Below are 24,381 nucleotides of genomic sequence, written 5' to 3'. Positions count from 1 at the left end.
GTTGGAATTGACAGCCGCCGGATCCGCGCGCACCGGGATCGATCGCGCCGCGCTACAGCGAATGCGGTAGGCGCCCGCCGGACGCGCGCGCCGACCACCGCCTATCCTGGCGGTGGGATGGGGCTCAATCGCAAGGGCGTGCGGGTGCGTTGGTTGGCGACGACGACGCTGGCGTTGGTCGGCGGTTGCTACCAGGGCTTGGCTGGCCAAGGTCGTGGCGACGGCGACACGCTGGGCGGGAGCGATGGCTCGGGCTCGAGCGGCGCTGGCGGCAGCGATGACGGTGGCGGGCCGGCGGCGATCGAGCAGCCGCTGCAGCCGCTGCATCGGCTCAACCGCCTCGAGTACAACAACACGGTCCGCGACCTGCTGGGCACCACGACCCGCCCCGCCGACGCGTTCGGGCCCGACCCCGAGGCCAACGGGTTCGACAACATGGCCGCGCAGCTGTCGATCTCGTCGACCCTGCTCGACGGCTATGCCTCGGCGGCCCGCGACGCGATCGCCGACGGCGTCGACGAGCGCCCGATCTACCGCGAGCGCTTCGCGATGGAGACCCTCGGCGTGCAGGGCGGCTACGCGATCGGGGCCCTGTGGGCGCTGTCGGGTGCGGCCGTCGACGTCACGCTCGACGTCGAAGCGGGCGGCGATTCGGAGCTCGTGCTGACCGCGGGCATCAGCCTGGTCGGCGCCGCGCCCACGCCCGAGGTCGCGATCGAGCTCGACGGCGTGGTCGTGGCGGGCACCGTCGTGAGCGGCAGCGGGGCCATCCCGGTCGACCACGTCTTCCCGGTCGCGCTGACCGCCGGCGCCCACCACCTGCGTGTGATCCCGACCAACTTCATCAACGACCCGGCGGGCAACGTCACCAACAACGTGTTCGTGGCGTCGTTGACCGCACGCAGCATCGCGACCGCGTTCGGGCCTGGTCGCTCGCGGGTGTACGTGTGCGAGCCGGTCGAGCCGACCGCGCGCAGCTGCTACGGCCAGATCATCCGCAACTTCGCGTTTCGAGCCTGGCGTCGACCGCTGCAGACCGGCGAGGGCGAGGGGCTCGAGGCTCTGTTCGACGAGGTCGTCGCCGGCGGCGAGAGCCCTGAGGATGCGCTGCGTCTGGTGATGCGCGCGGTGATGCTCTCGCCGAAGTTCCTCTACCGCATGCGCACCACCGACGACGAGGACGGCGACGGCTGGCTGGACGACTACGTGCTGGCCAGCCGGCTGTCGTACTTCCTGTGGAGCTCGATGCCCGACGACCGGCTCTTCGATGCCGCAGCCAAGGGCGAGCTCGCGACCGACGAGGGCCTGAGCGAGGCGGTCGCTTGGATGCTGGCCGACGACCGCGCCATCGCGCTGCAGGACGGCTTCGCGGAGCAGTGGCTCTCGACACGCTACCTGCAAAACGCCAGCCCCAGCCCCGAGATCTACCCGCAGTTCGACGAGAACCTGCGGGCCGCGATGACCGCGGAGTCGAAGCTGTTCTTCGGTGACTTCCTGTTCAACGCGCTGCCGGCCTCGATGCTGATCAAGCCCGACTTCGCGTACCGCAACGACCGCCTGGCGCTGCACTACGGCGCGGTGTCACCCGGCACCAACGACATGCGGCGTGTGCCGGTGGCGCCCGGCGAGCGCGGCGGTCTGCTGTCGCTGGGTGCGTGGCTGACCGCGCAGTCGGACGCCGAGCACTCGAGCCCGATCCGTCGCGGCCGTTGGCTGTCGGATCGCCTGTTGTGCTCGCCGGTGCCGCCGCCACCCGCGGGCCTGGTCGTGAACCCCATCCACTTCGCCGACGACGCCTCGGTGCGCGAGCAGCTCGAGATGCACCGCTCCGAACCCGGCTGCGCCAGCTGCCACTCGCTGCTCGACGTGCTCGGCATCGGTCTCGAGGAGTACGACGGCGTCGCGGCCCTGCGCACCGAGCCGAACCTCGACAATGCCGGCGAGCTGCCCGACGGGCGCACCTTCGAGGGCGCTGCGGGGCTCGCAGATCTGTACGTCGAGAGCGACGTCTTCGTCGGCTGCCTCACCCAGAAGCTCTTCACCTACGCGGTCGGCCGCGCCCCCGAGACATTCGATCGCGACACGCTCGAAGAGCTCGCCCGCGTCGCGACCGAGCGCGGCGACGACGTTGCCACCATCATCGATGCCATCGTGCACACGCCGGCGTTTCGCTCGCCGGCCGCGCTCGAAGGGGGGTCCTGATCATGCGCGCGTTCACACGACGACGATGGCTGTTGGGCGCGGGTGGGGCGATGCTCGCGCTGCCCACGCTCGAGCTGTTCACGCCCCAGGCGAGCGCCGCTGGCGGGGCCATCCCACGGCTGCTGGTCTACTACTTCCCCAACGGGCGCCGCCCCGAGTGGTGGGTGCCGAGCATGGCCACCGGCGCGCCGGTGTTCCCGGCGCAGTCGGCCGCGCTGCAGCCGTTCGCCGACAAGCTGCTGTCGCTGGTGAACCTCACCAACACCGCGGCGCTGATGAGCCCCGGGGCCGCGCACGCGATGGGCACCGGAACCATCATGACCGGCACCGCAATCCCCGATGTCGCGGGCGGCGTGTTGCACAACAACGTCTCGCTCGATCAGATCATCGTGCAGCAGCGGATGCCCGACACCCGCTTCTCGTCGCTGCAGTGGAGCGCAGGTGAGCCCGGGCCCTGCGATGTCGGTGGCTCGTCGTGCGCGTACACCCAGAGCATCTCGTGGGCGGGGCCCGGTGAGGCGCTGGGGTTCGGCATCGATCCGCTGGCGGCGTTCGAGCGCGTGTTCGGCAACGGCGTCGACGGCCTGCAGGGCGCAGCCGCGGAGCTGCGCCGCAAGTCGAACAAGTCGGTGCTCGACTTCGTCGACGACGACGCGCGCGCGCTGCAGCAGCGGCTCGGCGCCAACGACAGCGTGCGGCTCGAGGGCTACTTCGACGCGCTGCGCGAGCTCGAGAAGAGCTTGACCACGGCGGCGGCCAGCTGCGAGGCCCACCCCGAGCCACCGCTCGGGGGCCTGCAGTACGCCGAGCGGGTGGCGGCGTTCCATCAGCTCATCCGCCTGGCGCTGCAGTGCGACCAGAGCCGCATCATCAGCTTCATGATCGAGTTCGGCCTGAGCGGCCGCTCCCATGACTTTCTCGACGCACCCGGTGGCCACCACGCGCTGTCGCACTTCGGCGATCAGACCGGCAAGGACCGGCTCGAGCGGGTCGAGACCTGGCACGCACAGCAGCTGGGCGCGATGCTGCAGCTGCTGCGCGACACCCCCGGGGAGTCGGGCGGCACGCTGCTCGACGACACCGTGGTGCTGGCGATCGGCAGCATGGGCGAGGGCAGCTCGCACGACCACGCCCGGAACTGTCCGCACATCTTCGGCGGTGGCGGCATCGTGCAGGCGACCGGCCGCCAGATCGCGTTCCCGGCCAACGGTCCGGCGCCGCTGGCCAACCTGCACGCCACACTGCTGCAGGGCTTCGGCGTGCAGGGCAATTTCGGGCTCGGGGGTGCGGTGTTCGGCGACGACGGCACCGGCATCATCGACGGCGTGCTGGTCTAGCCGAGCGTCAGCCGGAGACGATCGTGATGAGGAAGGCCGCGCTCACGGCGATCGCCAGCGTGATGCCGTAGCTGATGGCGAGCAGCAGCGCCCGCCACCACGTCGCCGCCCACGACAGCTCGAACGCGCGGCGCAGGGCGAGCGTGGTGTGGATCATCGTCGCCAGCACCAGCAGATCGCCGATGCGATCGGGCAAGATGGTCGTGAGCGCGACGACCACGAACCACAGCGCATGCACGTGCAGCCCGAACACCAGGCAGTCGACGTAGGTGTGGCGGATCGCGCGACGCCAGAGCAGGAGCTCGACCAGCAGCGCGAAGATCGGCACCGCCAGGAACAGCATGCGCGGGACGTGGGTGGTCATGCCCTCGAATGCCCGCTTGCGCTGCTCGGTCGGGGTCAGCTGGGCGAACCTCCGCGCCTGCCCGGTGATGCGACGTCCCAGTCGCGGGCCCCATCCGTCACCGGACGGCGCGTTGGCGTCGGCGCCCGGCACGATCTCACCGTCCTGCACGTCGGGGCGCACGAGCATCGGGGTGTCGCCGTCGAAGCTCGATGCATCGACACAACCGCGGATCGCGATCGACGAGAACGCCAGCACGCTCATCGCCAGGTACAGCCGTAGCGGTGAGGTGTAGCGGGCCCGCCGGCCGTGGCGGAACTCGGCGGTCAGCAGGCCCGGCCGGGTGAACAACGCCCGCAGCGTGGTCGCGAGGCGGCCGTCGAGCACGAAGGTCTCGACCAGGAACTCGCGGATGATCGCCCACAGCGGTCGCCCGGGATCGCGGTCGCGCTGGCCGCACGCGCTGCAGAAAGGGCCATGCAGTGGCGCCTCGCAGTTGTGGCAGCGGCCCCTCGACGTCGGCGGGGCAGCGGCCTCGCCCACCGCGTCGTCGCTCACCGCGTCGTCGCTCACGTGCGCTTCGACCCCGTCGGGGGCGTCGTGGTTGCACCGACGTGGACCGCCAGCCATCGCGCGCCGGCCGAGGTCGCGAGTACGCGGTGGCGCGCGTGGGCCGGCAGCAGGATCCAGTCGCCCGCGCGCAGCACGTGCGCGCGGCCCTCGACCTCGATCGTCGCGTTGCCCGCGAGTAGCACCACCCACTCGTCGTGGGGCTGATCGTACGCGCCGGCGTCGGGGGTCGCGGAGCTGACGATGGACTCGATCGTCACGCCACCGAGCTCCGCCAAGCTCGTGAAGCGCTCGCCGTGGTTCGGCGCGTCGGGGGTATCGAGCAGATTGCCTGTGGCCAACCGCGGCATCGCGCCGCAAGCATGCCGGCAAAGCCGCGCGAGGGTCAAAGCGCGGCCGCGGCCCTCGGGGATGCGCTGCGTCAGGAGCCGCGCGCGTTCGGGTCGCCCGAGCTGTCGATCGTCGCGGCCCGCCGTTCGAGCGCTGCGAGCTCCACGAGCTCGTCGTCGCCGAGTCGGTCGCGACCGCGCCGCGCGAGCGCCAGCGCAGCCACGGCGGCTGCGAGGTCGCCAGCGGCCGGCCCGGCCGCGAGGTGGGTGCGCGCGCTCGCCAGCGCGAGGCCTGCCAGATCGGCATCATCGCGACCGATCGCAACGAGGCCCGCGAGCACGTCGGCGTACGCCGCTGCGGCGGTCCGGACGTCCCCGCGGGCCTCGGCCACGCGTGCGACCAGCTCGACGAGATCCTGTCCGATCGGCTCGTCGAGGCCGAAGTGGGCCGCGATGTTGTCGCGGTGGATCGCGAGCATGCGCTGCGCACCCTCGAGATCGCCGCTGTCGAGCAGCATCTCGATCAGCTGCAGCACCCCGTTGGCGCGCTCCGGGTGGTCGACCGTCAGCACCCGGGCGCGCAGCTCGTTGGCGGCGGCCAGGCGTGCGAGCCCGCCGACCACGTCACCCGCGGCGACGTCGAGGTCGGCGAGCTGGCTCAGCACCCGTGCGTTCTCGACGGATTCGGATCCGAAGGCGCCATCGCGCAACGCGAGCACCTGCTCGAAGTTCGTGCGGGCGGCCGCGTGCTCGCCGAAGCGGAGCTGCGCGGTGGCGAGGTTGGAGCGCGTGCGCAACGCGGTGGGGTGGGTCTCGCCGAGGGTCTCGACGGTCTCGTCGAGCAGCCGTGCAAACTCGTCGATCGCGGAGCGATCGCCCATGGTCGCGGCGAGGCTGGCCCGGTTCTCTCGCAGCGCCCGCGTGCGCGCCGGCGGCAGCTCGCGGGCCTGCGCGAGCGCATCGGTGATCACCGCGCGCGCGTCGACGTGGCGGCCGGCGACGAACAGCATCGCGCCCTCGGCGTTGGCGAGGTCGGCCACGACGGTTGCTGGCAGCTCGCCGCGCGCGACGTGGGCGTAGCCGCTACGGACCCATCGTTGCCCATGCTCGAGGTCGGCGCCGTGGATGCCGTGGACGAATGCGAGTCCGACCGCGGCGCGGGCGGCCGCGAGGTCGTCGCCGGCCGCCTCGGCGCTGCGGAAGACCGCGTCGAAGGCGACGCCCGCCTCGGCGTAGCGGCCCATCTCGCGCAGCAGGCCGCCCCGCGTGATGCCGAGCTCGTGTGCGAGCGCGTCGATCCCGGCCTGCGGCAGCGCGTCGATGCGGGCCAGCGCGGCCGCTGGATCGCCGGCATCGTCGAGCGCACGCGCGGCGACCAGCTCGGCCCAGGCCCGCCACGCCCGCGCGTCGTCGAGGGCGATCCCCGGGGCCTCCGAGGCGTACTCGCCGTCGACGCATGCGAGCGGATCGGACAGTCGCGACAGCACCGCGAGCACGCGACGGCGATCGCCGACGCCGTGTGCGAGCACGTCGGCGATCGCTCGCGTCTGCGCGTCGACCTCGGCCACGCATGCCGACGCCTGCAGGGAGCCACCATCGCAGGCGAGCTGATGCAGGTCGCGCAGGGCGGCGTCGTGGTGGCGCATGCGGTCGACGGCACGCTCGGCGACGAACGACATGCCCGCGTCACGCAGGGCCGCGCCGAGCTCGCGTTGCAGCGGTTCGCCGAGCTCTGCCAGCTCGGGCGCGGGGCAGGTGGCGTCGCGGGGCCCCGCGAGCCCGCCGAGGCCGAGCACCGCGGCGACGGCCACCATCGCCGGCCCACGCCGGCTCCGACGACCGCGCAGGATCGCGTCGAGGGCGACACGGGGACCGCCGTGGCGCTGCGCCGGATCGCCCGCGAGCCCGCGAGCCAGTGCACGATACGCCGCGCGCGGCAGCCGTGCGCTCGGCTGCCGCGGTGCACCGGTCCCGCTTTGCCTGCAGCCAAGCCGCGGGCGACTGTCCGCCGTGGGGCGCGTGGCCGAACAGCGCCTCGAACAGCGTCACCGCGAACGCGAACTCGTCGGCGCGAGCATCGATGCGTTCGCCGAGCATCTGCTCGGGCGCGACGTAGCGCAGGGTGCCGCCGGCCGGATGGCTCGCGTTCGTGCGCGCGACGTCACTCTCGAGCGTCGTCGCGTCGACGCCGGCTTCGGATCGCAGCGCGACCGCCTCACCCAGCGCCCGGGTTGCATGGGCGAGTCCGAAGTCGGCCAGCTTCACCCGCGCGCCGGCGACGAGGATGTTGGCGGGCTTCACGTCGCAGTGCACCAGGCCCGCGCGGTGCACCGCGGCGAGTGCATCGGCGACCTGCGCCATCACGCCGAGGACCTCGTCGACGCTCCGTGTCGCGCGCGCGAGCCAGTCGGCCAGGGTCTCGCCGTCGACCAGCTCCATCACCGTATAGAGGACCGTGCGATCTCCGTCCTCGCCGAAGTGCGCCGCCGGACACAGGCCCAGGTCGTAGACCGCGACCACACCGGGGTGGGTGAGGCGCCCGAGGGTCCGCGCCTCGCGACGCAACCACGCCTGCGCCTGTGGGCTGGCGCGCGTCAGGTGCACGGTCTTGATCGCGACCTCGCGCGCGAGCTGCTCGTCGTAGGCCCGCCACACCGCGCCCTGCCCACCCGCACCGATGCGTCCCAGCCGTCGGTAGCGATCGTCGATGCGGGCCACCGACGACGGGCTGCCGAACAGCTGCCGCGCGACCTCGGCCTGCGCATGCCGTGCCGCGCACTCGAGCTCGGCCGCGGCGGCCTCGAAGTCGTCACGAATGGTCGCGGAGCGCATCGCCTCGGACACCCGAGGGATCGGACGCCCACACCTGCCGCCATCTTGTGCCTTCTGTTTGGCCGCCCCCCGCGGATCGGCCTCCGGGGCTTGCGCGCGTTGTCCGCAGGCCTCGAATTCCTTGCCCAGCACCCCCAAAGGTGCCAAAAGCATGCGAACGCTTTGACTAGACACGCGTGTCAGTGACACTCGCGTCACCCGACGAGGACCCCCTCGGACAGGACCGCCCCATGACGACCGCACGCTTCCGCATCGGCTTCGACCTCGGCTCCACCACCGTGAAGGCGGTGGTCATCGACGCAGTCACCGACGAGATCGTCTGGAAGGACTACCGCCGCCACGACAGCAAGCAGCCCGAGAAGGCCTTCGAGATGCTGAAGGACATCGAGCGCGATGCCGGCGTCACGCCCGACAACGCGCGCGTGTTCATGACCGGCTCGGGCGGCACCAACGTCGGCCGCTTCATCGGTGCCAAGTTCGTGCAGGAGGTCAACGCGGTCTCGCTGTGCGTCGAGAAGCTGCACCCCGAGGTCAACTCGGTCATCGAGCTCGGTGGTCAGGACGCCAAGATCATCGTCTTCAAGCCCGACAAGGATTCCGGCCGCAAGAAGAAGATCCCGTCGATGAACGACAAGTGCGCCGGCGGGACCGGTGCGGTCATCGACAAGATCAACGCCAAGCTCAAGCTGCCGCCGCAGGAGCTCTGCAACGCCGGTCATGCCGGCAAGAAGCTGCACCCGGTCGCCGGCAAGTGCGGCGTGTTCGCCGAGACCGACATCAACTCGCTGCAGAAGATGGGCGTGCCGGCCGACGAGCTGATGGCCTCGCTGTTCGAGTCGATCATCCAGCAGAACCTCGCCGTGCTGACCCGCGGCCACACGCTGATGCCGCACGTGATGCTGCTGGGCGGACCCAACACGTACATCAAGGGCATGGTCGAGGCGTGGAAGGCCAACATCCCGCCGATCTGGGCCGAGCGCAACGTCGAGCTGCCCGAGGGCTACGGCGAGGGCGGCAAGGACCCCGCCGAGCTCATCATCGTGCCCGACAACGCGCAGTACTATGCGGCCATCGGCGCGGCCGAGTTCGGCAAGGACGAGGACGAGCACGTCGGCCGCTACAAGGGCACCGAGGGCCTGCAGTGGTACATCGAGGTCGGGCGCACCGAAGAGAAGAAGAAGGCCGGCGGCCGCGGGCTCTCGAACAGCGACGCGGAGCTCGACGCATTCCTCGAGCGCTACAAGCCGCCCAAGTTCGTGCCCGCCAGCTTCCAGCCCGGCCAACACGTGCAGGCGTACATGGGCATCGACGGTGGCTCGACCTCGAGCAAGGCGGTGCTGCTCGACGCCGAGGGCACCGTGCTCGCGAAGGTCTACCAGTTGTCGAAGGGTAACCCCATCGAGGACACCAAGGACCTGTTCGCCGACCTACAGGCGCAGGTCGAGGGCGCCGGCGCCACGCTCGAGATCCTCGGCATCGGCACCACCGGCTACGCCAAGGACATCCTGAAGGACGTGCTGCGGGCCGACGCTGCCATCGTCGAGACCGTCGCGCACTGCGAGAGCGCGCTTCACTTCTACGACGACGTCGACGTGGTCTGCGACGTCGGCGGCCAGGACATCAAGATCATCATCTTGAAGAACGGCAAGGTGAAGGACTTCAAGCTCAACACGCAGTGCTCGGCCGGCAACGGCTACTTCCTGCAGGGCACCGCGGTCGGCTTCGGCTACGACGTCAAGCAGTACGCCGACATCGCCTTCAAGGCCGAGAGCATGCCGATGTTCGGCTACGGCTGCGCGGTGTTCATGCAGTCCGACATCGTCGACTTCCAGCGCCAAGGCTGGTCGCCCGAGGAGATCATGGCCGGGCTCGCCAACGTGCTGCCGAAGAACATCTGGCTGTACGTGTCGCAGATCCCCAACCTCGCCAAGCTGGGCACCCGCTTCGTGCTGCAGGGCGGCACCCAGCACAACATGGCGGCCGTGAAGTCGCAGGTCGACTTCATCGAGGAGCAGTTCCGCCAGAAGGGCGCCAAGCCCGACGTCATCGTGCACAAGCACTGCGGCGAGTCGGGGGCCATCGGCGCGGCCAAGGAGGCCCGCCGTCTGCATCTCGAGCTCGGCAAGCAGACCGAGTGGATCGGCCTCGAGAAGGTCCCGACCATCGGCTACACGCAGAAGCGCGACGAGAGCACCCGCTGCTACTTCTGCAAGAACAAGTGCCTGCGCACCTTCATCGACGTCGACCTCGAGATCGCGACCTCCGAGGCCGAGCAGCGCATGGCCCAGGGCCAGCTGGTGCAGATCAAGAAGCACACCGAGTCGACGCACATCGCGACCAAGCGCCTCATCATCGCCACCTGTGAGAAGGGCGAGGTCGAGGACGTCGAGAAGATGCGCAAGATCAAGAGCGGCCTCGACCAGGCCAAGAAGGACTTCCCGAACTACGCCGCGGTGGCCGCCAAGGACATCTGGCGCGCCGTGAAGCCGCCGCTGGTCGCCGACGATCCCGAGCACGTGCTGCGCGGGCTCGGCCTGCCCGAGACCGTCGAGCTGCCGCCCGCGCTGGCCGGCATGCAGGCGAAGGTCGATGGCTGGCTGACGAAGCTGAACCGCAGCCCCAAGGTCGCCGAGCTGGTCGCCAAGACCAAGGACAAGCTCGAGCTGGCCCGCGTGGTCGCCGAGCGTCGTGCTGCCACCGAGGCGCGCGCCGAGAAGATCCGCCGCCGCAAGAGCCTGCGCATCGGCATCCCGCGCGTGCTCAACCAGTACTCGCAGAACCCCTTCTTCTCGGCCTACTTCGAGGCGCTCGGCATCCCCGCCAAGAACCTGGTGTACTCGGACTTCACCTCCGAGGAGCTCTACAAGGAGGGCGCCAAGCGCGGTGCGATCGATCCGTGCTTCCCATCGAAGGTGTGCATCGCGCACATGCACAACCTGCTCGAGGTGAAGCACAAGAAGAAGCCGCTCGACCTCATCGTGTTCCCGCAGGTCGACTCGATGGACACGTGGCTGACCAACAACGTCGGCGCGCGTGCGTGCCCGACCGTGGTGGGCTCCGCCGACACCACCAAGGCGGCCTTCCTCAAGGAGAAGGACATCTTCAAGGAGCGCGGCATCGAGCTGGTGGTGCCGTTCGTGCACATGCGCGAGCCCAAGCTCTGCAAGAAGGAGATGTTCGGCTACTTCGGCGAGCTGCTCGGCCTGTCGGAGGAGGAGAACGCCCGCGCGATCGAGCAGGGCTACCTCGCGCAGGAGCAGTTCGTGGTCGAGCTACGCGCGCAGGCGCGCGAGACCTTGAAGCAGCTCGAGGCCGAGGACCGCATCGGCATCGTGCTGCTGGCGCGCCCGTACCACAACGATCCGGGCATGAACCACGAGATCCCGGACGAGCTGCAGAAGCTCGGCTATCCGATCTTCACCATCCACTCGCTGCCGATCGACGACGACATCGTGCGGCCGCTGTTCCAGGCCGACATCGACGCCGGCTTCATCCAGACGCCGTTCGACATCTACGACGTGTGGAAGAACAGCTACTCGGAGAACACCAACCAGAAGGTGTGGGCCGCCAAGTACACCGCGCGTCACCCCAACCTGGTGGCGCTCGAGCTGTCGAGCTTCAAGTGCGGCCACGATGCGCCGATCTACTCGGTCATCGAAGAGATCGTCGAGACCTCGGGCACGCCGTACTTCTCGTTCAAGGACATCGACGAGAACAAGCCCACCGGCTCGATCAAGATCCGCGTCGAGACCATCGGCTACTTCCTCAAGCGCTACCAGGAGGACCTGCGGCGCGAGAAGGGCAAGCGCCTGGCGGTGGCCGAGCGCCTGCAGCAGTACCAGGCCGAGCTGCTCGCGAAGCTCGAGGCGGCGCAGCAGCGGCTCGGCGCCGAGCAGGCCGCGAAGCCCGACCTGCTGCTGGCCGAGGCCGGGCTCTCGCGTCCGCTCGAGGAGCGCTACGCGCGGCTGCACCACGGCAAGCAGGTCAACGCGGCCCAGGCCAAGGTCCTGGCGAAGACCGCCGGTGCCCATCGCGGCGCCGATGCGCCGGTGGCCTCGAGCGCGGGCCCGCGGCCCGCGGTCGCGCCCGCCAGCGCGCCGGCGGCCGAGCACGACGACGAGTAGGCCGTCGCGGCCGCCAACGGCCGGATGCTCGGTGACGTCGTACGACCCCCCGAGCTCCGGCCGGCCCCGGATATCGCTCTCGCGGGTCACCACGATCCACGACCACGGTCGCGCACGGATCGTGCGTCTGCCCGCTCGCCGCGCGAGCTGGCATGGTTGGGCATGGCCGCACGTCGATCCACCATCGATGCCGTCCTGCTCCATCTGCGTGCGTTCGGCCTGGCGTATCCCGGGGCCCACACCAAGAGCCCGTGGCCTGGGCACCTCGATCTCGCGGTGAACGACAAGACGTTCGCGTACCTGAGCCTCGAGGGCGAGCCGCTGCGGATCTCGTGCAAGCTGCCGCACTCGGGGCCCGCGGCGTTGCTGCTGCCGCACACCGAACCGACCGGCTATGGCCTCGGTCGCAGCGGTTGGGTCACCGCGAACTTTCCGGAGGGTGTGCTCCCGCCCGCGAGCGTGCTCGAGGCGTGGATCGACGAGAGCTACCGTGCGCAGGCGCCGAAGCGGCTGATCGCACAGCTCGCCGCGCGCGATGGGAGTGCCGCCGTGACCAAGCCGCCGGCGAAGACGAAATCCGTCGCGAAGAAGAAAGCGGCGAAGACGAAGGCCGTGACGAAGAAGCAGCCCGCGCGTGGTCGCAAGGTCCGCGGTCGTTCGGCGTGACCGCAGGCAAGGCCACCGCATCGCAACTCGAGGGCAAAGGTGTCGGCGACGATCGCCGGAGCCCACCGCGGCGCCGGTGCGCCGGCCGTCGGCGGTGGGCCGTCCGCGACTACAGACAGTCCGGCGACGCGTCGCCGGGGCAGCCGTTGTTCACGTCGCGTGGGAGGCTGACGTGGCATGCCGGCGCATCTGCGAAGGTGTTGCCCTCGAACCATGCCTGCGCGGTCGCGCCCGGGCTCTCGTCGAGCCAGCCGATGATGACCTGGGTGTCGCCGCCGGCGTCCTCGAAGGTGACGTCGTGCAGGAACGGCGTCATTGCCTGCGCGGTCAGCAGCAGCACGCTGGCATCGTTCTCGGCGGGGCCGCAGCCCCAGCCCTGGGCGCCGCTGGGCGCACCTGCGTTGGCGATCGTGACGTGCTCGAGCAGGTTGCCGTCGGTCGGGCTGTACCGGTAGTAGAGCCCCAACCAGTCGGCGGGACCCGGGCTCGGCTGTGCCGAGCGCATCACGATCGGCGCGTCGACGGTGCCCTGCGCGACGATGCGGGCCTGGTGGTCGTCGTCGAGTCCGATCGTGATGCCGCTCGAGGCGCCGACACCGAACAGCAGCTCGACGCCGGGCTCGATGGTGAGGGTCGCCAGCGGCGGACCGCCGATCGATCCGAGGTAGAGCTCGTTGGCGACCACGAGCGGCAGCCCGCGCGCGGGGAAGGTGTCGTCGTCCACGTTGGTGAACGGGTCGATGAGCACCGCGTCGTGGGCGTTACCGGTGGCGGTGAGATCCTGCGGCAGGCTGTGCACGGCGCCGGCCTCGATCCAGATCGGGTAGGCGTCCTCGATCGCACCCGAGCCCTCGATGTGCACGCCGGTGCTGTCGTCGGTGAAGGCGGCGCGCCGCTGCAGGTTGATGCCGTGGGTGCCCGAGCCTGTCACGGTGACGTCGACGAGGCGCAGGTTCGGCGTCGTCGCGCCGTCGAACGTCAGCCCCCACGACACCAGCGTGCCCCGGGTGCCGGCCTCGCCACCGCCGTCGAAGACGACGTGCTCCGCGTCGAGAAAGCCGGTGGGATCGAGTTCGATGGCACCCCAGGCGGCGGCCTCGTCGAGCCGTTCGAAGCGCACCGGTCGCACGGTGCCATCGGCGATCTCGCCGTGCGCGACGATCGAGCCCGGCTCGGGATCGTTGCCCACGAAGATGCGCGCGCCCTCGGCCACCTGCACCACGGTGCACGCCTCGAGGGTGAGCGTCGCCGTGAGGTAGACGTTCGAGGGCACGCGGTAGGGGCTGCCCGCGGCGGTCCAGGTCTCGTCCTGCGTGATGGTGGTGATCACGTCGGTGCCGGCACCGGTCGGCGCATCGCAACCGTCGGGCAGCGGGCTGCTGTCGCCGCTGCTGTCGCCGCCGCTGCTGTCTGCGCCGCTGCCGTCGCTGCCGCTGCTGCCCCCGTCGTCGCCGCTATCGGCCGCGGTGACGCCGGTGTCGTCACCCGTGGGCTCGCTCGGGCACCCGAGCAGCAGGGCGAGGGACAGCGGAAGGTGGGGCGCGAGGGCGGTGCGGGGCAGTGGCATGGGATCGCGGATGAGTGGAGCCACGTCCGAGGATCCGTCTGTGGTGCCCTCGATGCGCGCGAAAAACCGTCGCCGACGTGGTGCGGGTCACGGCGGCGAACGACCCAGGGTCGGGAACCATCGTGCGGGCCGTGCGTACGTCACCGACGTGGAACCGGCACGCCCGCGACGATCCTGGACACCAGCGGTGCTCGCGGTGCTCGCGGTTGGCGCGTGTGCGGGCGCGGGCGGGGGCGAGTGGCGGGGCACCGCCGAGCCCGAGGTGGCGGGCGAGCGCGTCGCGTGGGCGCCGTTCGAGGTCGCGCCCCCGCCGGTGACCACGGGCGAGGCTGGCGATGGGGAGCGTGCGCGGCACGGCGATGCGGATCCCTGCGCGGGCGAGGTGGAGCCGCAGCTGCGCGCGCTGTGCACGGCCACCAGCCACGACGATCACTGCGTGGGTTTCGACTGCGTGCGCACCGAGCCTCGCACCGCGCTCGAGTGCCTGCTCGAGCACGGCGAGCCCGATGCCACCTTCGTCGCGTTGTCGCGCGCGGGCAACCCCGCCACGCGCCTGTACGCGCGCGAGGCCTTGCTGCGCCGCGACGCGATGACGCTCGGGTTGGTGGCGGAGGGCCTCACCGACGACGGCGTCGCGACCACCGAGTCGGCTTGCATCCGAAATCGAGCCGCCCTCACCGAGCCCGCGTTCGTGGCGCTGCTGCAGCTCCACGGCGCGCAGGCCGATGCCCTGCTCGCGGGATTCCTGGACTCGACCCTGGGCCATGCGCTGCTGTTCGAGCACCGCGGCGATCGGGTGCCGGTGCTGCAGCTGGCGCTGTTCGCTGTCCGCGACCCAAGTCGATCCGCAGCGGTACGGGCGCTTCGCGTGGAGCTCGAGCGCGAGATGGCGGCGGCCCTCGAGCCGCACTGGCCGCGCGAGCGCGTCGAGGACTTCCGCAAGTCCTTCGATCCCGCGATCGCACACACGCGCTGGACGGCCGCCCACGGCTGCGATCCGCGGCGCCCGATCGAAATGCCCGACGAAGCGCAGGAGGCCGCCGAAGCGGCGCGCCTGCTGCAACTCGAGCGCGACCTGGCCGCGCAGCAGCCGTAGCCGCGACCGGCGTCACGGCGGGAGCGGGCATGTCGCCCTCAACCGACCGTGCACGCGCCGTCGCTGCAGGTCGATGCGGGTCCGACCCACGCCTGACACTCGTAGTCGCCGCCGCACGAGCGCGTGCACATGCCGTCGTCGTTGCAGACGTTGGGGTACTGCACCTGCAGCTGGCAGCCATCGGCCCGCGCCGCGCACTCGCTGTCCTCGCTGCAGCTGCGGGTGCAGATGCCCTGGCAAGAGAGGCCCGCCGCGCAGGTCCCCGTGTCGCAGCGGTCGCCGACGCCGAGCACGTCGACCGTCGTCGCGCCAACCGCGTCGGGGCAGGTGCGGCAGGCCTCGAGGCCGCGACGATGGGCGTCGCACTGCGAGTCGTTGATCACCACCGAGTAGCCACCGACGTCGGTGAAATTCTGGCCGCCGCCGATCTCACCGTCGCCGTTGGCCGAGATGCTGTCGGGACCGGTGCACTCGAGCCGGAGGTCGGCGATGCATGCGGCGAGCGCGTCGACGAGCGGCGCACAGGCAGGCTGCGCGTCCTGGGCGGTGGCGATCGCGGCCTCGCACTTCGATTGGGTCTCGCCGTTGCAGTTGGGGGCCTCGGCCAGGACCGAGCAGAGGTCCCCGGGGCCGTCGCTGCACGCCGCGGCGACACCGGCGAGGCCGCAGGCGGCGATGATGGTCGAGAGTCGGAGAAGGATCGGGGGGGTGCATCGGGGCTCCTCGGGGTTCTGCGTCGTACGTGCGCGATGCGGGGACTTCGATCCACCGAACTCGCGCGGGCGGCCACCCGTGCCGTTTCTCGGCGTCACTGCGCGGTTGCGAGCGCGGCGATTTCGGCCGCTGCGAGCGGCCGCGCGTAGATCTGCAGGTCGTCGAGATCGCCGGCGAGGAAGTTCGTGAACACACCCTCGTCGAGGGAGGCGCCGACGAAGACATCGAGCTCCGTGAACGCCGTCGAGCTCGGGGTGTCGGTCACCGCCGCTGCGGCGCCTGCGACGTAGAGCGTGAGCGCAGCGCCGTCCCAGGTGCTGGCCACGTGGACCCACGTTTCGCCGGCCACCGGCCAGGCGGCGCTGGCGAAGATGCCGGTCGTGGGGGTGTCCGCGACCGCGGCGAAGGCCAACCCGCCGTCCTCCCGCGCGAGCTCGAAGGAGTCGACGTTCGTGTCCATCGCCAGTGGCTTCGCGATGATGCACCGGAACGCCGCCGCATCGGGGATCCGTGCCCACGTCGCGAGCGTCCAGCCGGCCTCGAGATGGAGCTCGGGATCGTCGGCGATCTGCAGCACGTCGTCGACGCCGTCGAACGCCGCCGCGCCGCCGTGCACACCCGTGGTCGCCATGGGGCACGCGACGCCCTCGCAGGTACCGCCGTGCTTGCCAGTGGCATCGATCACGAGACCGTCGAACGAGGCTTCGTCGAAGCGGTACCACAGCACCAGGCCGTCGGGGAGCGGGCCGCCGGTGCTCTCGTCGCCGGTGCCGGTGGTCGCGTCGGTGCTGCTCGACGATGCACCCGTGCTGGTCGTGTCGCTGCCGCTCGAGGTCTCGATCGGCGTGACCGAGGTGAGCGTCGACGCGCCGCTGCTGGCCGACGTCTCGGCGGCGTCGTCGGGCACGCAGCGGTCCGCGAGGCCATCACCGGACCATGTGCCGTAGCGTCGACCCGATCCGCAGGCCGGGTCGTCGAAGCTGCGCCACATGGTCGACTCGCAGGTCCCGCGGCGGCTGCCTTCGACGCACTGCGCGTCGCCGTCGCAGCGATACGACGGCTCGCGGGTGCAGGCGAGCCACCCGATGCAGGCACAGGCGAGCGCGGGCGCGCGCATGCCATCAGGATAGCGCGGCGTTGCCGTTGCCGGTGCGCGGGCGTGGCCGTGACGGTCGCACACGGCCCCACGCCGGCTGGTCGCGCACGCCGAGCCGGCGGCGCGCCGACCTCAACCGCTCGGCCCCACCGCCTGGCTGAGTCCGAAGCCGGTCATGTCGCTATAGGTGTACGGCAGGTTCAGGCCGGCGACGGTGTCGACCTGCCCGCTGCTCGGATCGACACGGTAGGCGACGTTGTCGTTGATCGCCGGGCCCCACACGTAGCCGTTGAAGTCGATGCTGACGCCGTGCACGTAGCTCGGCACCGGCAGCGACTGCACGACCGCGAGCGTGTCGATGTCGACCGCGACCATGGGGTTGTTGGCGAGCCACAGTAGGTTGTCGCCGTCGGGCATGCAGCCGCCCGAGCCGCCCGCCTGCGCCGTCATCCAGGTCTGCGAGGGATAGTCGAAGCGGCCGACCATCGCGCTGCAGGTCCACACACGATCGTTGCGATCGACCGCCATGCCGTAGCCGCCGGCGGGCGTGGTCCAGTGCTGCACCGTGAACGTGGGACGGTCGACCCGCACGAGCTCGCCGCCGCCGAGCTGCGTGCCCCAGAAGTTGTCGCGCGAGTCGACCGCGCCGCCGTAGATGCCGTAGTAGCCGGCCTGGACGCCGGCGATCGGCACGGTCTGTTCGATGACGCCGGTCTCGCCGTCGAGCAGCAACACGTCGATGGTGCCGTTGGCCCCGGAGGTCCACACCTTGACGTCGTCGTAGTAGCAGGTGCCTTCGTTGAAGTCGCCGTGGGTCCATGCGACCGGGCGCTGGCTGGCGTACGCCATCGGCGTGTGCCAGCCGACGCAGTCGTCGGGCCATGGCTTCACGTCCTGTGGACCGCTCGAGGTGTTGCCGCCGGCGCAGTGCTCGTGCCGCGCGAAGACCATCGTCACACCGCCGTTGCGGTTGGCGATCACGGCGTCGCCGTTCAAGTTGACCGAGGTACGCGAGGGGTTGCCGTTGCTGTCGGGACGCGTGATGTAGCGACCCTCCTCCACCAGCGTGACGGTGTTGATCTTCGAGACCGTGCTCTCGGCACTGTTGGCGATCCAGATGTACGAGAAGTCGCCGCCCAGCCCGCCACCACCCGAGGCGCAGCCGAGACTGACGTCGGGGGGCGGCGGCGTGTCGAACTTGGTGCCCTCGTCGCCGCCTTCGTCCGCGGACGAAGGCGGCGCGCCGCTGCTGTCTCCTGAACCGCCCTCACCCACGGTGCCGCCGCCAGTGAGCGTCGCGATGCCACTGCCGACCCCTGCGTCCCCGCCGCGCGCACCACCTGCGTCCTCGCCACAGGCGGCGAGGGCCAGCACCGCCCACAGCCCGATGGTGGACTCGCGCACGGCTGCGGTGCAGAGGCGACGGGAACGCGCACGACTCGACATGACAGCCTCCTCGCGGGGTGAGACCGGCGGAATCCGGCCAAGCGGCGAGGGCCGACCCGCGCCCCGCACTCCAGGGAGGTTGTCCGGCGCACGTGCAGGTTCCCACTCGGTGCAGCCGCGGCGCTAACCTGGGGGCCATGCGAGTCCCGCTGGGTGTGCGCGACTTCCTGTGTCGGGCCGAACAGGTCTACGGCGATCGGATCGGGCTGGTCGACGAGCCCGATCAGCCCGCGGCCTCGTGGGGGGCGATCTCCTATCGCGAGCTGGCTGCACGTGCGCGCTCGTTCGGAGCCGCGCTCGCGCAGCTCGGCATCGGACCCGGCGAGCGCGTCGCGATCGTGGCCCACAACTCGGCGCGCTGGATCGCCGCGTTGTTCGGCGCCACGATGGCGGGCCGCGTGCTGGTGCCGATCAACTTCCGGCTGCACGCCCACGAGATCGAGTACATCGTGCGCCACAGCGGCGCGCGGGCGCTGCTGCTCGACCCCGACCTCGTCGACAGCCTCGGCGACATCGCGGTCGAGCACCGCTTCGTGCTCGGCGCCGCATCGGACGAGCTGTTCCTGCAGCGCGTCGACGCGCCGACGCCCGAGATCGACGAGGACGAGGTCGCGACGCTGAACTACACCAGCGGGACCACCGCGCGACCCAAGGGCGTGATGCTCACGCACCGCAACCTGTGGATCAACGCGACCACCTTCGGCTGGCACACCGGCGTGTGCGATCGCGATGCGTTCCTGCACGTGGTCCCGACCTTCCACTGCAACGGCTGGGGCATGCCGCTGGCGTTCGCCGGCATGGGCGGCAAACAGGTGGTGCTGCGCAAGGTCGGCGGTGCGGAGATCCTGCGGCGCATTGCGGAGCACGACATCACGATGCTGGGTGGCGCGCCCGCGGTCGCCAACGCGATCCTCGACGCGGCGGCGGGCTGGAGCGGGCCGATCCCCGGCCGCGGTCGCGTGCGCATGCTGGTGGCCGGCGCGCCGCCGCCGACCCGCACGATCGAGCGCATCGAGACCGAGCTGGGCTGGGAGCTGATCCAGCTCTACGGGCTGACCGAGACCTCGCCGCTCATCACGATGAACCGACGTCGCGCCGAGTACGACGAGCTCGACCCCGCCGCCCGTGCGGCTCGGCTGTCGCGCGCGGGTGCGCCGGTCATCGGCGCGCAGGTGACGGTCGACCCCGACGGCGAGGTGATCGCCCGCGCCAACGTGGTCATGAAGGGCTACTGGGAGGACGAGACCGCGACTGCGGCGGCGATCCGCGACGGATGGTTCCACACCGGCGACGGTGGCTTCGTCGACGACGACGCCTACGTGACGATCTCGGACCGCAAGAAGGACGTCATCATCACCGGCGGCGAGAATGTCTCGTCGATCGAGGTCGAGGACTGCCTCAACTCGCACGTCGCGGTCGCCGAGGTGGCGGTCATCGGCGTGCCCGACGAGAAGTGGGGCGAGACCGTCAAGGCGCTGGTGGTGCTGCGGGCCGGCGCGAGTGCGACCGAGGCCGAGCTCATCGCGCACTGTCGGGCCAACCTCGCGCACTACAAGTGCCCGACCTCGGTCGAGCTGCGGGAGGAACTCGCGCGCACGGCCACCGGCAAGCTGCAGAAGTTCGTGCTGCGGGCACCGTACTGGGCCGGCCGCACCCGCGGCGTGAACTGACCCGCGGGCGCCCGCACGTACCGACCCCCGTCGTCTGATACGCTGGGTTGCCGTGGCACGCAGCGAACGACGCTTCTACGACGCGCGCCTGGGCGAGGCCCTGCAGCTGGCGGCCGAGGCGTTCGCCCACACCGAGCGCAAGGGCAGCGGCATCCCGTACCTGAGCCATCTGCTGGCGGTCACGACCACGGTGATGGAACACGGCGGCAGCCCCGATCAGTGCATCGCCGCGGTGCTGCACGACTACCTCGAGGACATCCCCGGCAGCTCCGCCCACGAGCTCGCGCAGCGCTTCGGTGCCGACGTCGCGCGCATGGTGCTGGCGCTGTCGGACGCGACCCAGAACGATCTCGACGCCGGCGGTGCCAAGCCGCCATGGGCACAGCGCAAGCAGGGGTACCTCGCCCATCTGCGGCACGCGCCGGCCGACGTCAAGCTCATCAGCGCCGCCGACAAGCTACACAACGCGGGCTCGATCGTCCGCGACCGCGCGGTGATCGGCGACGCCATCTTCGACCGCTTCACGCCGACCCGCGAGCAGACGCTGTGGTACTACAACGCGGTGTGCGACGCGCTGGCCCATGGCTGGTCGCACACGGTGCGCGACGAGCTGCGCAGGACGGTGGCACTGCTCGAGGGGTAGCGCTGCGCCGCCCTTTGGGGGGCCGGGGCCCAGGGGACCGCGGTGCCCGTGGCCGTCGCTGAAAGCTGGCCGGCCCAGCGGGCGTTCGGGGGGTCGGAGCCCTCCAAGATGCACCGCTTCAAGCTGCTCGCCACGTCCCTGCTGCTGTGCGCCTTGCCTGGTTGCGCGAAGGAGTCCATCTACGACGCGAGTGCCGCGGTGCCCGGCTACGGGGTTTCGATGGAGGGATCGGTCGCGCCGGTCTCGCAGCCGCCCTTCAACACCGAGGCCTACGCCGAGCTGCACGAGAACGACTTCGTCGCAGTCGCCGACGACCCTCGCTCGACCTTCTCGATCGACGTCGACACCGCGTCGTACAGCAACACCCGCCGCTTCCTCCGCGACCGCATGTTGCCGCCCGCCGCGGCGGTGCGGCTCGAGGAGCTCATCAACTACTTCGACTACGACTACGAGCAGCCGGCCGGCGACGCGCCGGTCGCGGTCGCGGCCGAGGTCGCGCCATGCCCCTGGCAGCCCGGACACCTGCTCGTGCACGTGGGCCTGCAGGGGCGCGAGCTGGTCGGTGACACGCCACCGCGCAACCTCGTGTTCCTGCTCGACGTGTCGGGCTCGATGGGCGAGCCCGACAAGCTGCCGCTGCTGAAGCACGCGATGTCACTGCTGGCCCGCCAGCTGCGCGAGCAGGATCGGGTCTCCATCGTGGTGTATGCCGGCGCCAGCGGCGTGGTGCTCGAGCCCACCAACGACCCGCGCGCGGTGCTGTCGGCGCTTTCGCAGCTCGAGTCGGGTGGCGGCACGAACGGCAGCGAGGGCATCATCGCGGCGTACGAGCTGGCCGAGCGCAACTTCCACCCGGGTGCCGTCAACCGCATCATCCTGGCGACCGATGGCGACTTCAACATCGGTGTCAGCAGTTTGGGCGCCCTGGTCGAGCTGATCGAGGACAAGCGCGACACCGGCGTGTTCCTCAGCGTGCTCGGCTTTGGCACCGGCAACCTCGACGATGCGTCGATGGAGGCGCTGGCCGACCACGGCAACGGCAACTACGCGTACATCGACGGCGAGCGCGAGGCCGAGAAGGTGTTGCTGCGCGAGGTCGACGCCACGCTGGTGACGGTGGCGAAGGACGTGAAGGTCCAGGTCGAGTGGAACCCCGCCGAGGTCGCGTCGTATCGGCTCATCGGCTACGAGAACCGCCTGCTCGCGCACCAGGACTTCAACGACGATACCAAGGACGCCGGCGAGGTCGGAGCCGGCCACGAGGTCACCGCGCTGTACGAGGTGGTGCCGGTCGGCGCGGAGGAGGTCACGGCCAAGGTCGACCCGCTGAAGTACCAGGGTGGCCGCGCCGAGTCCCGCGCCGCCACCAGCGGCGAGCTGATGACCTTGAAGGTGCGCTACAAGCAGCCCGACGCCGACGACAGCCAGGCCATCAGCCTGCCCGTGCGCGCTCGCACCGGTCACGCGCCGAGCGAGGACTTCCCGCTTCGCGGCCGCGGTCGCCGAGTTCGGTCTGCTGCTGCGCGACTCGAAGTACGCCGGCACCGCGTCGTGGCGCCACGCCATCGATCTGGCCAAGGGGGCCGTGGGCGAGGACCGCGACGGCGATCGCCGCGAGTTCCTCCAGCTGGTGCGGATCGCCGCACGGCTGAAGGGCGATGGCAGCGCGGCGAAGTGACCGTCGCTCACAGCGCGCCGGCCAGCGCCGCCATCTCACGGCGCTGGACCCCGCTCAGGGTGCGCGTGTGGACGTGGGCACGGCCCTGCGTTCGGATCAGTAGATCGAGCGCACGAACGTGCCGACGAGGCAGCGACTCGTGGCGCAGCGCGTGGATGAGCCCCTTGGGATCGAGCTGCCGCCCGAGCACGTAGCGCTGGTCGAGCATGAACTGCACCCGGTGCTGTGACCACCATCGCGCGACGGTGTCGGGCACCGGCAGCGGCAGCCCGGCCGGCACACCGGCGCGCGCGGCCTCGTCATCGTCACTGGGCACCGCGGCGGGGGGCGCCCACCAGCGGCGATCGGAGCGATCGAGCCCGGTGATGGCGGCGAAGGAGTCGGCTGCCAGTGCTCCGAGCTTCTCGTCCGCCAACCACGCCACGCAGGCGTCGGCCGCGATCGTCATGCCGGAGAACCCCAGTGCCCACAGGACGTCCGGTCGTGCGGCCGCATCATCGACGCGCTTGCACAGCGCCGCGACGGTCGAACGGTCGCCCACGAGCGCGAGCCAGCACAGCGCGTCACGGTGGACGGTCTTCGATCGTAGCGCCAGCTCGGCCGTGAGCCCTGCGGCCCCCTTGGCGCCGAGCACCAGGCCGCTCGGTAGGGCGGCGACGCGGAGCGCCTCGTCGTCCGATGCGATCGCGCGCTCGATCCACGGCTGCAAGCGACGATCGGCACCGAGGGTGGCGCGCGCACCGACGATGCGGAGCTCGGGGTCTGCGGCCGTGAGCGCGGCATCGATGGCCTTCGCGGTGTCATAGCCGCCGCGCGCGAGCGCGGGCACCAACGTGGTGAGCCGATCGTCTGCGAGTGCCCCGACGACCTCGACCAGCTGCGCCGAGAGCTCGCGTCGGGCCGCCATCGCGAGCGCGGTCGCGACGCCGAGCAGGGCTGGGCCCGAGTGCGCTGCGAGGCTGGCGACGAGCGTCCGCGAGGGTTCGATCGACTTGGTGCACAGCGCGACCAGGGCTGCCGCCGTCGCGCGCGCCGGTGTGGCGTCGTCGCCGAGCGCCGGCGCGAGGAGGCGCTCGGCGACCGGGGGGCCGCCGATCTCGAGCGCGTCGACGTGTGCGAGCAATCGCTGCTCGACGATCTCCGCCAGCTCGTCGAGCACGTAGCAGGGGTTGTCGAGCGCCGCGGCCCAGTCGCTGCAGCACAGCTCGGCACCGTCCATGTGGGCCTCGAGCACGTCCCACGGGCCAGCGTCTTGCGTGGCGCCGCTCATGGCGTCGACCTCGTCGTGGGTCGGAAGTCGGGCTGCATCCACGCGTTGGGATCGAACACGAACGGTGAATCGGTGCGCAGGACGTCGGGGCAGTGCAAGAAGTCGTGCGCCGGCGACAGGCCCAGCCGCTCGGCGATGCGAAGCAGTGCCACACCCTCGAGGGCGAAGTGCTGCAGCCATGCGGTCGTCTCGCCGCGCATGGCCGAGCCCTGCGAGAGCTCGTCGACCTCGTCGCGACGCCGGTCGAGCAACCGGCGCAGCGCGCCGTCGAACGCACGCTCGTCGCGATCGAACAGCGCGCGGCAGATCGACCAACGCGCGTCGTAGACACCCTCGAGCACATCGCGGTAGTGCGCGAGCACGTCGTCGAGCTCGGCCGGGGGTGCGCCCTTGCAGGCGAGCATCAGGAACCAGACGTAGTAGAAGTCGTCTTCGTACTCGAAGTCCGGGTTCCACGTGGTGCGACTGCTGGCGACGATGTCGAGCGCGGCATCCCAGTAGCCGGCACTGACGGCATCGAAGAACGGGCGCGCGAAGCTGGTCGCCTTCGCTGCATCGGCGGCACGGCGCAGCTCGAGCAGGAACGCCGCGGCGCTCTGCATCGCGTTGACGTAGTAGCCCTCCGGCACACCTTCGAGCAGCAGTCGTGCGACGCCCCGCTGTCGGAAGTACGTGCACAGCTGGTGCACGTGGATGTGGCGCGGGAGTGGCCCCGGCGAGATCTCACGGATGCCCCGCGGGATCATGAAGTTCGCGTTCTTGACCGCGACCGAGAGGAACATGCCCGTCATGGTTGGC

At 70.9% G+C, this 24,381-nt stretch carries 16 protein-coding genes; 8 read left to right on the top strand and 8 right to left on the bottom strand.

Annotated elements, in window-relative coordinates; translation table 11 throughout:
• Nucleotides 1-117 precede the first annotated feature (117 nt).
• Complete coding sequence (locus tag IPH07_20255) at nt 118-2,202, top strand: DUF1592 domain-containing protein (GenBank protein ID MBK6919739.1); 2,085 nt, start codon at nt 118-120, stop codon at nt 2,200-2,202.
• Between the two features lie 2 nt (nt 2,203-2,204).
• Nucleotides 2,205-3,539 carry a DUF1552 domain-containing protein gene (locus IPH07_20250; GenBank protein MBK6919738.1) on the top strand — a complete coding sequence of 445 codons (1,335 nt, stop codon included), beginning with the start codon at nt 2,205-2,207 and terminating at the stop codon, nt 3,537-3,539.
• 7 nt (nt 3,540-3,546) lie between these two features.
• Here the strand turns inward: IPH07_20250 and IPH07_20245 are convergent, their stop codons facing one another.
• The 3 genes from IPH07_20245 to IPH07_20235 form a co-directional block, all read right to left on the bottom strand.
• On the bottom strand, nt 3,547-4,455 hold the full coding sequence (locus IPH07_20245) for a DUF3667 domain-containing protein (protein ID MBK6919737.1): 909 nt from the start codon (nt 4,453-4,455) through the stop codon (nt 3,547-3,549).
• The gene (locus tag IPH07_20240; GenBank protein ID MBK6919736.1) at nt 4,452-4,802 is read right to left on the bottom strand and encodes a cupin domain-containing protein; all 351 of its coding nucleotides are present in this window, start codon (nt 4,800-4,802) and stop codon (nt 4,452-4,454) included. The genes IPH07_20245 and IPH07_20240 overlap by 4 nt, the downstream gene beginning before the upstream one ends.
• Before the next feature lie 71 nt (nt 4,803-4,873).
• Nucleotides 4,874-6,595, bottom strand: coding sequence for a tetratricopeptide repeat protein (locus IPH07_20235; GenBank protein MBK6919735.1), 1,722 nt, complete (start codon nt 6,593-6,595; stop codon nt 4,874-4,876).
• Nucleotides 6,596-7,843: 1,248 nt separating this feature from the next.
• Here IPH07_20235 and IPH07_20230 point away from each other — a divergent pair.
• Nucleotides 7,844-11,737, top strand: coding sequence for a CoA activase (locus tag IPH07_20230; GenBank protein ID MBK6919734.1), 3,894 nt, complete (start codon nt 7,844-7,846; stop codon nt 11,735-11,737).
• 162 nt (nt 11,738-11,899) lie between these two features.
• Nucleotides 11,900-12,403, top strand: coding sequence for an MmcQ/YjbR family DNA-binding protein (locus IPH07_20225; protein MBK6919733.1), 504 nt, complete (start codon nt 11,900-11,902; stop codon nt 12,401-12,403).
• 109 nt (nt 12,404-12,512) lie between these two features.
• On the opposite strand, the gene IPH07_20220 is transcribed toward IPH07_20225, so the two are convergent.
• Nucleotides 12,513-13,970 (bottom strand): hypothetical protein, encoded by a 1,458-nt coding sequence (locus tag IPH07_20220; GenBank protein ID MBK6919732.1) that lies wholly within the window; start codon nt 13,968-13,970, stop codon nt 12,513-12,515.
• 187 nt (nt 13,971-14,157) lie between these two features.
• Here IPH07_20220 and IPH07_20215 point away from each other — a divergent pair, with 187 nt between their 5' ends.
• Entirely contained in the window at nt 14,158-15,066 is a 909-nt protein-coding gene (locus tag IPH07_20215) for a hypothetical protein (GenBank protein MBK6919731.1), read from the top strand.
• Between the two features lie 38 nt (nt 15,067-15,104).
• Here the strand turns inward: IPH07_20215 and IPH07_20210 are convergent, their stop codons facing one another.
• From IPH07_20210 to IPH07_20200, 3 genes are all read right to left on the bottom strand, one after another.
• A complete protein-coding gene (locus tag IPH07_20210; GenBank protein ID MBK6919730.1) occupies nt 15,105-15,878 on the bottom strand; it encodes a hypothetical protein in 774 nt (257 codons plus the stop codon).
• The gene (locus IPH07_20205; protein ID MBK6919729.1) at nt 15,875-16,897 is read right to left on the bottom strand and encodes a LamG domain-containing protein; all 1,023 of its coding nucleotides are present in this window, start codon (nt 16,895-16,897) and stop codon (nt 15,875-15,877) included. Before IPH07_20205 ends, IPH07_20210 begins: the two co-directional genes overlap by 4 nt.
• 111 nt (nt 16,898-17,008) lie before the next feature.
• Entirely contained in the window at nt 17,009-18,322 is a 1,314-nt protein-coding gene (locus IPH07_20200; GenBank protein MBK6919728.1) for a hypothetical protein, read from the bottom strand.
• Nucleotides 18,323-18,459: 137 nt separating this feature from the next.
• On the opposite strand from IPH07_20200, the gene IPH07_20195 reads away from it, so the two are divergent.
• The 3 genes from IPH07_20195 to IPH07_20185 all read left to right on the top strand — a co-directional run bounded on the left by IPH07_20195 (nt 18,460) and on the right by IPH07_20185 (nt 22,507).
• On the top strand, nt 18,460-19,992 hold the full coding sequence (locus IPH07_20195) for an AMP-binding protein (GenBank protein MBK6919727.1): 1,533 nt from the start codon (nt 18,460-18,462) through the stop codon (nt 19,990-19,992).
• 88 nt (nt 19,993-20,080) lie between these two features.
• Nucleotides 20,081-20,635, top strand: a complete 555-nt coding sequence (locus tag IPH07_20190) for an HD domain-containing protein (GenBank protein ID MBK6919726.1) — start codon at nt 20,081-20,083, stop codon at nt 20,633-20,635.
• Between the two features lie 108 nt (nt 20,636-20,743).
• Complete coding sequence (locus IPH07_20185) at nt 20,744-22,507, top strand: VWA domain-containing protein (protein MBK6919725.1); 1,764 nt, start codon at nt 20,744-20,746, stop codon at nt 22,505-22,507.
• Between the two features lie 1,072 nt (nt 22,508-23,579).
• Here the strand turns inward: IPH07_20185 and IPH07_20180 are convergent.
• Nucleotides 23,580-24,374, bottom strand: a complete 795-nt coding sequence (locus IPH07_20180; GenBank protein ID MBK6919724.1) for an immunity 49 family protein — start codon at nt 24,372-24,374, stop codon at nt 23,580-23,582.
• Between the last annotated feature and the right edge of the window lie 7 nt (nt 24,375-24,381).

Source organism: Deltaproteobacteria bacterium, from assembly GCA_016709225.1.
GTDB lineage: Bacteria > Myxococcota_A > Polyangia > Nannocystales > Nannocystaceae > Xiheibacterium > Xiheibacterium phototrophicum.
This window is presented reverse-complemented; position numbering and strand designations above follow the sequence as displayed.